The 12568-nt window shown below is 59.6% G+C and carries 9 protein-coding genes; 6 read left to right on the top strand and 3 right to left on the bottom strand.

The annotated features are described in order from the left end of the window. Nucleotides 1-274 precede the first annotated feature (274 nt). The 6 genes from VD17_RS06345 to cobA all read left to right on the top strand — a co-directional run bounded on the left by VD17_RS06345 (nt 275) and on the right by cobA (nt 9835). A complete protein-coding gene (locus VD17_RS06345; protein WP_046053160.1) occupies nt 275-1486 on the top strand; it encodes a nitrate/nitrite transporter in 1212 nt (403 codons plus the stop codon). A gap of 7 nt (nt 1487-1493) precedes the next feature. Then, nucleotides 1494-3164, top strand: a complete 1671-nt coding sequence (locus VD17_RS06340) for a bifunctional protein-serine/threonine kinase/phosphatase (protein WP_046053159.1) — start codon at nt 1494-1496, stop codon at nt 3162-3164. 413 nt (nt 3165-3577) lie between these two features. Continuing rightward, entirely contained in the window at nt 3578-6031 is a 2454-nt protein-coding gene (nirB, locus tag VD17_RS06335; protein WP_046053158.1) for a nitrite reductase large subunit NirB, read from the top strand. Next, on the top strand, nt 6028-6345 hold the full coding sequence (gene nirD, locus VD17_RS06330) for a nitrite reductase small subunit NirD (protein WP_008146292.1): 318 nt from the start codon (nt 6028-6030) through the stop codon (nt 6343-6345). Before nirB ends, nirD begins: the two co-directional genes overlap by 4 nt. Next, on the top strand, nt 6345-9059 hold the full coding sequence (locus tag VD17_RS06325) for a nitrate reductase (RefSeq protein WP_046053157.1): 2715 nt from the start codon (nt 6345-6347) through the stop codon (nt 9057-9059). The genes nirD and VD17_RS06325 overlap by 1 nt, the downstream gene beginning before the upstream one ends. An 11-nt stretch (nt 9060-9070) precedes the next feature. Next, entirely contained in the window at nt 9071-9835 is a 765-nt protein-coding gene (gene cobA / locus VD17_RS06320; protein WP_046053156.1) for a uroporphyrinogen-III C-methyltransferase, read from the top strand. A gap of 85 nt (nt 9836-9920) precedes the next feature. Here cobA and VD17_RS06315 read toward each other — a convergent pair whose 3' ends face one another. From VD17_RS06315 to VD17_RS06305, 3 genes are all read right to left on the bottom strand, one after another. Next, nucleotides 9921-10955, bottom strand: coding sequence for an OmpA family protein (locus VD17_RS06315; protein ID WP_046053155.1), 1035 nt, complete (start codon nt 10953-10955; stop codon nt 9921-9923). Between the two features lie 107 nt (nt 10956-11062). Beyond that, nucleotides 11063-11653, bottom strand: a complete 591-nt coding sequence (gene sigX, locus VD17_RS06310) for an RNA polymerase sigma factor SigX (RefSeq protein WP_008146300.1) — start codon at nt 11651-11653, stop codon at nt 11063-11065. Nucleotides 11654-11741: 88 nt separating this feature from the next. Further along, a complete protein-coding gene (locus VD17_RS06305; protein WP_046053154.1) occupies nt 11742-12566 on the bottom strand; it encodes a mechanosensitive ion channel family protein in 825 nt (274 codons plus the stop codon). Between the last annotated feature and the right edge of the window lie 2 nt (nt 12567-12568).

Genomic DNA, 12568 nt, shown 5'->3' with positions numbered 1-12568 from the left:
GCGGTCTAATGTGGGAGCGGGCTTGCTCGCGAAGGGCCGCGACTCGGTCCCAGACTGTTGGCACAGATCTCGCTAGGTAATCGCTACAGGTAACCAACGGCGGTTGCCCCACCTACGACAAAGACGTCGCTCACCTCATTTGCCCCTTGGCGAATCCGGTGGCGGCGTTTTTTTGTTTTGGCCCCACAGACCGGGGCCGGTGGTGCGGCCGATGCGGCGCCCCACCTGCAAGCTCATGACTCCTTCTCGAGACTCCTAACAGCTGAGGTGCGCGATGAATTCAAGCTTCTGGAAATCTGGCCATACCCCGACATTGTTCGCGGCCTTCCTCTATTTCGACCTGAGTTTCATGGTCTGGTACCTGCTCGGCCCGCTGGCAGTGCAGATCGCCGCCGACCTGCACCTGACCACCCAGCAGCGCGGGCTGGTGGTGGCCACGCCGATTCTGGCCGGGGCGGTATTGCGCTTTGTAATGGGCTTGCTGGCTGATCGCCTGTCGCCGAAAACCGCCGGGCTGATTGGCCAGGTGATCGTCATCTGCGCCCTGTTCGGTGCCTGGAAACTCGGCATCCACAGTTATGAACAAGCGCTGGTGCTGGGGCTGTTCCTTGGCATGGCTGGCGCGTCCTTCGCCGTCGCCCTGCCGCTGGCCTCGCAATGGTATCCACCACAACACCAAGGCAAAGCCATGGGCATCGCCGGTGCCGGTAACTCGGGCACTGTGCTCGCGGCACTGATCGCCCCGGTGCTGGCCGCTGCATTTGGCTGGAGCAACGTGTTCGGCTTCGCCCTGATCCCGCTGATCCTGACCATCATCGTCTTCGCCTGGCTGGCCAAAAACGCACCTGAGCGTCCGAAAGCCAAGTCCGTGTCCGACTACTTCAAGGCCTTGGGCGACCGCGACAGCTGGTGGTTCATGTTTTTCTACAGCGTGACCTTCGGCGGCTTCATCGGCCTGGCCAGCGCCCTGCCCGGCTATTTCAACGACCAATATGGCCTCAGCCCGGTGACCGCCGGTTACTACACCGCAGCCTGCGTGTTCGGTGGCAGCTTGATGCGTCCGTTGGGCGGTGCTCTGGCTGACCGTTTCGGCGGTATTCGCACGCTACTCGGGATGTACACGGTGGCGGCGACCTGCATTGCCGTGGTCGGTTTCAATCTGCCAAGTTCCTACGCGGCACTGGCTCTTTTCGTCTGCACCATGCTCGGTTTGGGTGCCGGTAACGGCGCTGTTTTCCAGTTGGTGCCACAGCGTTTTCGTCGCGAGATCGGTGTGATGACCGGTTTGATCGGCATGGCCGGCGGTATTGGCGGATTTGCACTGGCAGCGGGCATGGGCGCGATCAAGCAAAGCACCGGCAGTTATCAACTGGCCTTGTGGTTGTTCGCCAGCCTTGGCGTTCTGGCCTGGTTCGGTCTGCATGGCGTGAAACGTCGCTGGAGAACCACTTGGGGTTCGGCAGCCGTAACTGCTGCGCGGGTCTGAAGCCTCAATGAGCCTGCAACTGAGTTTTGCCGAAGCGAGTGCCATCGGCCCTCGCGAGGAGAATCAGGACGCCCTGCGCCTGGTGACTCCGGCCCCGGCGCTGGCGGCGAGCAAGGGTTACCTGTTCGCCATCGCCGATGGCGTCAGCCAGTGCGCCGATGGTGGCCTCGCCGCCCGCTCGACGTTGCAGGCACTGGCGCTGGATTACTACGCCACGCCGGAAACCTGGGGCGTCGCGCAGGCATTGGATCGCCTGCTGCTGGCACAAAATCGCTGGTTGCAAGCCAATGGCGGTGGACAACCATTGCTCACCACTGTCAGTGCTTTGGTCATGCGCGGTAGGCGTTTTACCTTGGCCCATGTCGGCGATTGCCGGGTTTATCGCTGGCACGCCGACACCTTGCAGCGGGTCAGCGAGGATCACGTCTGGGACCAGCCGGGCATGCAGCATGTGCTCAAACGGGCACTTGGGCTCGATCAGCATTTGGTGCTGGATTTTCTCGATGGCGAACTGCGGCTGAACGAAAGTTTCGTATTGCTCAGCGATGGCATTTGGGCCGTGCTGGGCGACACCGCGATTGCGGCAATTCTGCGCGATCAACCGGACCTGAACAGCGCTGCGCAGACCTTGGTCAACGCGGCGCATCTGGCCGGTAGCCAGGACAACGCCAGCGCCTTGCTGGTGCGAGTCGATGCCCTCGGTGAAACGAGCATCGGCGATGCCTTGATTCATTTACAGCAATGGCCGCTGCCGCCAGCCTTGAAGCCCGGCCAGACTTTCGAGGGTTGGCAGGTCGAAGGGATACTCGGTCAGAGCCAGCAGTCGTTGCTCTATCGGGTACGCGATGGGCAACAACAACCCTGGCTGCTGAAAACCTTGCCGGGCGCGCTGCGCGACGATCACTTGGCCGGGCAGGCGTTGCTGTCGGAAGAATGGTTTCTCAAGCGCGTGGCCGGGCGGCATTTCCCTGAAGTCCATGCCGCCAGTCAGCGTCAGCATTTGTACTACGTGATGCGGGAATATTCCGGATCTACGTTGGCGGAACTGCACGCCGATGTCGGACCGCTGCCACTGCCCCAATGGCTGGATCTGGCCGAACGCCTGCTGCGCGCCGTTGGCATACTGCATCGACGGCAGATTCTCCATCGAGACATCAAACCCGAGAACCTGCTGCTGGGGGACGACGGCGAACTACGCCTGCTGGACTTCGGCCTCGCCTACTGCCCAGGCCTGTCGGAAGATCAACCTTCTGCCTTGCCCGGAACGCCCAGCTACATCGCGCCGGAAGCCTTTCGCGGGGAAGCACCGACACCGCAACAGGATTTGTATGCCGTCGGCGTGACCCTGTACTTCCTGCTCACCGGGCATTATCCCTACGGCGAAATCGAAGCCTTCCAGCGCCCACGGTTCGGGGTTTCTGTCAGCGCCAGTCGCTATCGACCCGACCTGCCGGAATGGATTGCGCAAAGTCTGGAGCGCGCCGTGGCGGCAGATCCAGGTCAACGTTTTGAAACGGCGGAAGAATGGTTGCTGCTGCTGGAACAGGGCGAGCGGCGCAGTTTGAGCGTGCGACCCAGACCGTTGCTGGAGCGCGAACCGTTGAAGGTCTGGCGAACCTTGGCGCTGGTGTCGTTGCTGGTGAACCTGGTGCTGCTGTTTTTACTGTTTCATGGCTGAGTTTTTCACTGCACGCAAAAGATCAAAAGATCAAAAGATCGCAGCCTGCGGCAGCTCCTACGGGTGCCCACGATCTCCTGTAGGAGCTGGCGGAGCCTGCGATCTTTTGATCTTTTTCTGCTTCAAAACCGGGCACAACGCCTTGAACCGGTGCACGCCAACCCTCTGCTCCCACGGTAAGAGCCCATAAACCCGGCATTTGTGCGACTTGGCACAACCACTGCATTACCTTTCTCAACAGACATAAAGCCCAGCCTTCAACGACGAAGGATGCGCTTCCCGAGAGAACGGGACCAGGACAAAGGCGTCCTCGCTAGGCAACTAGCGGGACGCCTTTTTTTGTTTGCGCAAAATTTTGTCGAGCAAGACCTGAAAGCCCTGATGAGGCGGGTCCGAGCTCCCCGGAGAACCTGATGAAAAAATTAAAACTGGTGATGATCGGCAACGGCATGGCCGGGGTTCGCACCCTGGAAGAACTGCTCAAGCTGAGCAATGAGCTGTACGACATCACGGTCTTCGGCGCCGAACCCCATACCAACTACAACCGCATCCTGCTCTCGCCCGTGCTGGCCGGTGAACAGACCTTCGAAGAGATCGTGCTGAACGATCTGGACTGGTACCTGGACAACAACATCAAGTTGCTGCTCAACCGCAAAGTGGTGGAGATCGACCGGGTCAAACGCCGGGTCATCGCCGAAGACGGCAGCGAGGCTGAATACGATCGTCTGCTGATCGCCACCGGCTCGACTCCGTTCATCCTGCCGATCCCCGGCAACACCTTGGACGGCGTGATCGGCTACCGCGACATCGCCGACACCCAGGCAATGATCGACACCGCGAAAACCCACAAACACGCCGTTGTGATCGGTGGCGGCCTGCTCGGCCTGGAAGCCGCCAACGGCCTGATGCTGCGCGGCATGCACGTCACCGTGGTGCACATCGGTGAATGGCTGCTGGAACGGCAACTGGATAAAACCAGCGGCCAGTTGCTGCAAACGGCCCTGGAAGCCCGCGGCCTGCACTTTCGCCTTTGCGAGCAAACCAAGGCCCTGCACGATGCCGGCAATGGCCGGGTCGGCTCGGTTGAGTTCAAGAATGGCGACATCATCCCCGCCGATCTGGTGGTGATGGCCGCCGGTATTCGCCCCAACATCGAACTCGCGGAAAAATCCGGCATTCCCTGCAACCGCGGGATTCTGGTCAACGACACCCTGCAAACCTACGACCCACGAATCTACGCCATCGGCGAATGCGCCAACCACCGCGGTATCGCTTACGGCCTGGTGGCGCCGCTGTTCGAACAGGCCAAGGTCTGCGCCAACCACCTCGCCCAACTGGGCTTCGCCACCTACAAGGGCTCGGTGACGTCGACCAAATTGAAAGTGACGGGCATCGACCTGTTCTCCGCCGGCGACTTCATGGGCGGCGAAGGCACCGAAACCATCACACTCTCCGACCCTATCGGCGGGGTCTACAAAAAACTGGTGATCAAGGATGACGTGCTGGTCGGGGCCTGTCTGTACGGCGATACGGCAGACGGTGGTTGGTATTTCCGGCAGATCCGTGAGAACCACGCCATCGACGAGATCCGCGATCACCTGATGTTCGGTGAAAACGCCTTGGGCGATGTAGGACATCAAGGCCAGGATAAAGCCATGAGCATGGCCGACACCGCCGAGGTCTGCGGCTGCAACGGTGTGTGCAAAGGCACCATCGTCAAAGCGATTCAGGAACACGGGTTGTTCAGCGTCGACGACGTCAAGAAACACACCAAGGCTGCCAGCTCCTGCGGCTCCTGCGCCGGGTTGGTGGAACAGATCCTGATCAACACCGTGGGCGGCGCAGCAGACGTCAAACCGAAAAGCGAAAAAGCCATTTGCGGTTGCAGCGACTTGAATCACGGGCAAATCCGCCAAGCCATCCGCGAGCAGCATCTGCTGACCATCGCCGGCACCATGAACTATTTGAACTGGCGCACGCCGAACGGCTGCGCCACATGCCGCCCGGCGCTCAACTACTACCTGATTTCCACCTGGCCGGGCGAAGCCAAGGACGACCCGCAATCGCGCCTGATCAACGAACGCGCCCACGCCAATATTCAGAAGGACGGCACTTACTCTGTAGTCCCACGGATGTGGGGCGGTGTGACCAATCCTTCGGAGCTGCGCCGCATTGCCGACGTGGCCGACAAATACAACGTGCCAATGGTCAAGGTCACCGGCGGCCAGCGTATCGATTTGCTGGGGATCAAGAAGCAGGACCTGCCGGGCGTCTGGAAGGACCTCGACATGCCGTCCGGCCACGCCTACGGCAAATCCATCCGCACCGTGAAGACCTGCGTCGGCAGCGAGTTCTGCCGCTTCGGCACCCAGAACTCCACGCAACTGGGCATCGAGCTTGAGCACGACCTGTTCAACATGTGGTCGCCACACAAAGTGAAACTGGCCGTCTCCGGGTGCCCACGCAACTGTTCGGAAGCGGGCATCAAGGACGTCGGAATTATCGGCGTGGATTCGGGCTGGGAGATGTACATCGGCGGCAACGGCGGGATCAAGACCGAAGTCGCGGAATTCTTCGTCAAGCTCAAGACCGCCGAGGAAGTGCGCGAATACAACGGCGCGTTCCTGCAGCTCTATCGCGAAGAAGCTTTCTACCTCGAACGCACCGTGCACTACCTGCAACGTGTCGGCATGGAACACATCAAGAAAGCCGTGCTGGAAGACCCGGAGCGGCGCAAGGCGCTCAACGATCGCTTGCAATTCTCCCTGTCGTTCGAACAGGACCCATGGAAGGAACGCCTGGAACAACCGCTGCTGAAGAAAGAATTCGACGTCATCGCAGTGAAGAACCTGGAGGTGTCGGCATGAACTGGCTGGATATCTGCGCACTGGAAGAAATCAATGCCCTGGGCTCGCGGATCATCGCCGGCCCGAAGGGTGATATCGCGATTTTTCGCACCAGCGACGATGAGGTTTTCGCACTCGACGACCGCTGCCCGCACAAGGGCGGGCCACTGTCCCAAGGTTTGATCTATGGCAAACGGGTCGCCTGCCCGCTGCATAACTGGCAGATCGACCTTGAGACCGGCGAAGCCCAAGCCCCGGACATCGGTTGCGCTCACCACCATTCAGCACGGGTCGAGAATGGCCGGGTGTTGCTGGCCCTGCGGGAAGCAAGCTGATGAACCAGATCACCGCTTCCACCTGCTGCTATTGCGGGGTCGGCTGCGGCGTGCTGATCGAGCATGACGGCGAGCGCATTCTCGGCGTCAGCGGCGATCCGGCCCACCCGGCCAACTTCGGCAAACTGTGCAGCAAAGGCTCTACCTTGCACCTGACCGGCGACTTCGCAGCCCGGGCCTTGTATCCAGAGCTGCGCCTGGGCAAAGGTCTGGCCCGCAGCCGCACTGACTGGGATACCGCCCTCGATCACGCCGCCAGCGTTTTTGCCAAGACCATTGCCGAACACGGCCCGGACAGCGTGGCGTTCTACATTTCCGGGCAATTGCTGACCGAGGATTACTACGCCTTCAACAAACTGGCGCGAGCGCTGGTGGGCACCAACAACATCGACAGCAATTCGCGCCTGTGCATGTCTTCGGCTGTGGTCGGCTACAAGCGCAGCCTGGGCGCCGACGCACCGCCGTGCAGCTACGAAGACCTGGAGTTGAGCGACTGCGTGATGATCGTTGGCAGCAACATGGCCTACGCCCACCCGATACTTTTCCGTCGCCTGGAGGAAGCGAAATCCCGGCGGCCGCAGATGAAAGTCATCGTCATCGACCCGCGTCGTACCGACACCTGCGATCTGGCTGACCTGCACCTGGCGATTCTGCCAGGCACCGATGTCGCCTTGTTCCATGGGATTTTGCACCTGCTGCTGTGGGAAGACTGGGTCGACCGCGACTTCATCAAGGCCCACACCGAAGGCTTGGCCGAACTGAAAAACCTGGTGCGCGATTACACGCCGCAGATGGTTTCGCAACTCTGCGGGATCAGCGTCGAGCAACTGCAGCAATGCGCCGAATGGGTTGGCACTTCACCGAGCTTCCTGTCGCTGTGGTGCATGGGCTTGAACCAGTCCACCGCTGGCAGCGCGAAAAACAGCGCACTGATCAACCTGCACCTGGCCACCGGGCAAATCGGCCGCCCAGGTGCAGGACCTTTCTCCCTGACCGGTCAGCCAAATGCCATGGGTGGCCGCGAAACCGGCAGCTTGTCGAACCTGCTGCCAGGCCATCGCGAGGCTGCCAATGCCGAACATCGCGCGGAAGTGGCGGCGTATTGGGGCGTGGATCAACTGCCTGCAAACACCGGGCTGACCGCTATCGAGTTGTTTGAGCAGGTGCGCAGCGGCAAGATCAAGGCACTGTGGATCGCCTGCACCAACCCTGCGCAATCAATGCCGGACCAAACCGCCGTGCGCGCTGCACTGCAAGCCTGCCCGTTCGTGGTGTTGCAGGAGGCCTTTCGCACCACCGAAACCGCTGCGTTTGCCGACCTGTTGCTGCCCGCCGCCAGTTGGGGCGAAAAGGACGGCTCAGTGACCAACTCTGAACGGCGCATTTCCCACGTTCGCCGAGCCATCGTCGCACCCGGTGAAGCACGCCCTGACTGGGCGATCACCATGGATTTCGCACAGCGCCTGGAAAAATATCTGCGTCCCGAGCAAACCAGCCTGTTTGCCTTTGAAAACCCGGCGCAGGTCTTCGACGAGTACAAGCAATTGACCCGCGGGCGTGATCTGGACTTGTCCGGCATCAGTCATGCACTGATCGACCACCTCGGCCCGCAGCAATGGCCCTTCCCCACTGGCGCCAGCGAAGGCACGCCCCGGTTGTACCTGGACGGAATTTTCCCGACGGCCAGTGGACGTGCGCAATTCGTGGCCGACCCGTATCGCGCGGCCAAGGAACAACGCGACGCGCGCTTCCCGCTGACCCTGATCACCGGCCGCCTGCGGGATCAATGGCACGGCATGAGCCGCACCGGCACCGCCGCGCAATTGTTCGGTCACGTCAGCGAAGCCGTGTTGAGTTTGCACCCGGATGAACTGCGCCGGCATCGGCTGCAATCGGGAGACCTGGTCAGCCTGAAAAGTCGCCGTGGCGCAGTGATTGTCGCCGTCGGCGGTGACGACAGCGTGCGACCCGGTCAGGCCTTTCTACCCATGCATTGGGGTGACCGCTTCCTCAAGGGTGGCGTAAATGCGTTGACCCAACCAGCTTTCGACCCTTTGTCGAAACAGCCCGAACTCAAACACAGCGGCGTGCGCCTCGAACCTGTAAATCTCCCATGGCAGCTATTCGCCCTGATCGAGGGCGATATTCAACAGCATTTTGAGACGCTACGACCGCTCTGCGAGGCGTTTTCCTACGTCAGCCTCAGCTTGGCCGGCCGCGAACGCCCCGCGTTGTTGATACGCGCTGCCAGCGCCGTCGCGCCTGACCCGCAATTGCTGCGCGATATCGATCAATGCCTGGGGCTCAACGATGGCCCGGTTTTGGCCTACGACGACCCACGGCGCTCCATCGGCAAACGGGTTCGGATCGAACATGGCCGGATCACCGCGATTCGCCTGGCCGGTGAAACCCTTGCCCAACACTGGCTGCAAAGCCTGTGGCTGGAAGGTCGCGCCGACGAACAGCTGCGGCGCTGGCTGCTGGCACCGCTGAGCGCCCCACCGGGCAACGCCAATACACCGACCGCCGGTAATAAAACCCTGTGCAACTGCAAAAACGTCAGCCAAAGCGCGGTCTGCGCCGGAATTAACCGCGGTCTGGACCTGCAGGGTTTGAAACAAGAATTGGGCTGCGGCACGCAATGCGGCTCCTGCGTCCCGGAAATCAAACGTTTGCTGGCCGCCACTGCGCAGCCGGTCGCCGTTACCTCGTGAGGAAAAACACTATGAGCGCAAAAGTCTGGCTGGTGGGTGCGGGTCCTGGCGATCCGGAATTGTTGACCCTCAAGGCCGTGCGGGCGTTGAGCGAAGCGGATGTGGTGCTGATCGATGACCTGGTCAACGATGCGGTGCTGGAGCATTGCCCGCAGGCGCGGATCATTCCCGTGGGCAAGCGCGGCGGCTGTCGCTCCACACCTCAGGCATTCATTCATCGCCTGATGCTGCGCTATTCCCGCCACGGTAAATGCGTGGTGCGGCTCAAGGGTGGCGACCCCTGCATTTTTGGCCGGGGCGGCGAAGAGGCGCAGTGGCTGCGTGAACATGGGGTCGAGGTGGAACTGGTCAACGGTATCACTGCCGGGCTTGCCGGCGCGACGCAATGCGATATTCCGTTGACCCTGCGGGGTGTTGCGCGCGGCGTGACGCTGGTCACCGCCCACACTCAGGATGGCAGCAGCCTGAACTGGCAGGCCCTGGCCCAAGGTGGCACGACGCTGGTGGTGTATATGGGTGTCGCAAAACTGAGCGAGATTCGTGAGCAGCTGCTCGCCGGAGGAATGGCGGCGGATACACCGGTGGCAATGATTGAAAACGCTTCCCTGCCACACCAGCGGGAATGTCGGAGCGATCTGACAGCGATGGAAGAAGATGCCTACGCCTTTGAGTTGAAAAGCCCAGCAATCCTGGTCATCGGCGCGGTCGCGGCCTGTGCAGAAGTACCCCTGTCGGTATCTGATTTTCCCGCGAATGCAGTCAACCAGTCAGCCTGACTCTCCCCCGCTTCAACCCTGCCTCATCAAATCGCAGACAAAGAAAAGCCCGGCCTAAGCCGGGCTTTTCAGAGCTGTGGGCTAATTACTTAGCTTTAGCTTCAACCTGCGCTTCTACGCGACGGTTTACAGCGCGACCAGCTTCAGTTTTGTTGTCAGCAACTGGGCGGGATTCGCCGTAGCCAACAGACTGAACGCGGGACGATTCAACACCGTACTGGTTGGTCAGAACTTGCTTAACGGCGTTTGCACGACGCTCGGACAGTTTCTGGTTGTAAGCGTCAGGACCGACGGAGTCAGTGTGACCTTCAACAGTAGTGCTGGTGGATGGGTACTGCTTCATGAAGTCAGCGAGGTTTTTGATGTCGCCGTAGCTGTTAGGCTTGACTACCGACTTGTCGAAGTCGAATTTCACGTCCAGCTCAACACGAACAACTTCAGCAACTGCTGGGCAGCCATCAGCGTCAACAGTTACGTTGGCTGGGGTGTCCGGGCACTTGTCAACGTTGTCGCAAACGCCATCGTTGTCGCTGTCGGAGCAGACTTCAGCTGGTGCTTGAACTGGAGCAGCAGCAGGCTTGGAGCCGCCACCGAAGTTCACACCGATACCGACGCTTGGAGCCCACTCGGTGTCGCCCTGGTCGATGTTGTATTGAGCTTCAACGCCAGCACGGGCGTAGAAGTTCTCGGTGAAGTACAGCTTGGCACCGCCGCCAACGTTGGCGAAAGTGGAACGGTTACGACCGCCACCGCCGTTCTGGCCAATGCTCTGGTCCGAGAAACCGGCAGAAACGTATGGACGGAGCATGTCGCCTGGGTTGTTGAAGTGGTACAGAGCGTCCAGAGCGGTGTTAGCGCCCTTGATGTTACGACCGTCGTCGGAACGCGCGTTGTGCACTTCGTCGTAGCCCAGACGCAGTTCAACGTCGTCGGTCAGGAAGTAACCAACCGAACCACCGAACAGGTTGCCGTTGTTCTTGAAGTTACGAGCGCTGTCGAATTGTTCTTTCTTCGCGAAGCCTTCGATTTCAACTGCGCCTTGGCCTTGTGCCAGAGCGCCGAACGAAGTGGCGGCAATCAAAGAACCAATGGCCAAGCCCAAGGTGTTTTTCAGTTTCATCCGTTAAATCCCCATCTGGTGATTGTGAAGCAGTCCCGCAAACCGGGGGACAACTCGGCGGCAAGTCTATCAGAACTTGCCTACACGTAAGAGATATTTGCGCCGAACTAAGTTTCAGCAATGCCTGCAAATTTCTCACGCAATTTATCTAGAGCACGTTTGTAACGCATTTTTGTCGCACTCAAACCCATGTGCATGATATCCGCGATCTCTTGAAATTCCAGCTCTGCGACAAATCGTAGCACCAGAATTTCACGGTCAATCGGGTTCACATACACTAACCAGCGATCGAGTCCACCCTTGTCCTCAGGTTTCGGCGCCTTCTCTTCAGACGCTTCCTCGAGGGGGTCCAGACTCAAAGCATCCATCAAGCGACGCTTTCGCCGTTCTTTCCGATACTGCGTGATGCACTCGTTGTACGTGATGCTATAGAGCCATGTCTTGAACTTCGATTTGCCCTCGAAGTTCTTCAGGCCATACAGCACCTTCAACATCACTTCCTGACAGACATCGTCTGCGTCACGATCGTTCCCAAGATACCGCGCACAGACGTTAAATAATGTTCGCTGGTAACGTCGCATCAGTTCTTCATAGGCGCGAGTTACGTGAAACAGCTCGGTATGCGAGCGCGCGACCAACTCCTCATCAGAGAGCTCGCGGGGGTCGTAGCGCGTGGACAGCGATTGAGCTTTATTCAAAACAAGTCGGGCCGACAGTCAGGTCAATGTCCGCCGCAACCCTTTTCAGGGCATTTTGCGGCGGCATACATTAGCAGGATTTGCCGGGTTAGCGGCTACTCACATGCTGTTCCAGGAGGATCCGATTGGAGAGAGAGACTAGCTCACCCTCATCGGTCAGCAATGTGGTTTTAACCGTGCCGATCTCTTCGATCTGACCTTCGACCTCGCCAACACGCACTTGTTGCCCAACCTGATACAACTCACGCACATAGATTCCCGCAAGAATCTGACCGGCAATTTCCCGGCTTCCCAGCCCCATGGCCAGCGCAACCGCCAGACCAACGGTAATCAATACGATCACAATCACGTGGTTGAGCAGGTCAGTCTTGACCTCCAACTGGCTGATTGCGACCGAAATACTGATGATAATCACCAGGCCCTGGGCAATTCTCCCCAGGCCCGCAGCGTAGTCCAGCCCTACACCCTCTGCCGCACCCCGCACCAGCCCATTGGCCAACTGTGCGAGCAATACACCCACCAGCAACACCAGCGCGGCGCCGAATACTTTCGGCACATACAGCGCAAGCATATCAAGCGTAGCCGAAACCCGCTCAAGTCCAAGGGATTCTGCGGCAGAAACCAGAAAAATCAGCAGAACGAACCAATAGACAATCTTGCCGATCAAGGTAGAGATCGGCACTTGAAGGCCGGCCCGGGACAGCAATTTGGTCAGTCCGGTGCCGCCCATCAGGCGATCGAGCCCCAGCTTGGCGAGCAACTTGGACAACAAAGTATCCAAAAGTTTCGCAACGACGAAACCCAACAGCAACACAACCAGTGCGCCGAACAGGTTCGGGATGAAATTTGCAACCTTGGTCCATAACGCAGTCATTGCAGTGACGAGGCTCTGAGTCCAGAGATCAAGTTCCATAT

The organism is Pseudomonas fluorescens (assembly GCF_000968015.1).
GTDB lineage: Bacteria > Pseudomonadota > Gammaproteobacteria > Pseudomonadales > Pseudomonadaceae > Aquipseudomonas > Aquipseudomonas fluorescens_W.
Note: the sequence above shows the minus strand (reverse complement) of the source record. Positions and strands in the feature narration are given on the sequence as shown.

What these genes read in the sequence shown, in the direction of transcription:
- VD17_RS06345 (WP_046053160.1), top strand. Translation starts at nt 275, where the DNA reads ATGAATTCAAGCTTCTGGAAATCTGGCCATACCCCGACATTGTTCGCG.
- VD17_RS06340 (WP_046053159.1), top strand. Translation starts at nt 1,494, where the DNA reads ATGAGCCTGCAACTGAGTTTTGCCGAAGCGAGTGCCATCGGCCCTCGC.
- nirB (WP_046053158.1), top strand. Translation starts at nt 3,578, where the DNA reads ATGAAAAAATTAAAACTGGTGATGATCGGCAACGGCATGGCCGGGGTT.
- nirD (WP_008146292.1), top strand. Translation starts at nt 6,028, where the DNA reads ATGAACTGGCTGGATATCTGCGCACTGGAAGAAATCAATGCCCTGGGC.
- VD17_RS06325 (WP_046053157.1), top strand. Translation starts at nt 6,345, where the DNA reads ATGAACCAGATCACCGCTTCCACCTGCTGCTATTGCGGGGTCGGCTGC.
- cobA (WP_046053156.1), top strand. Translation starts at nt 9,071, where the DNA reads ATGAGCGCAAAAGTCTGGCTGGTGGGTGCGGGTCCTGGCGATCCGGAA.
- VD17_RS06315 (WP_046053155.1), bottom strand. Translation starts at nt 10,955, where the DNA reads ATGAAACTGAAAAACACCTTGGGCTTGGCCATTGGTTCTTTGATTGCC.
- VD17_RS06305 (WP_046053154.1), bottom strand. Translation starts at nt 12,566, where the DNA reads ATGGAACTTGATCTCTGGACTCAGAGCCTCGTCACTGCAATGACTGCG.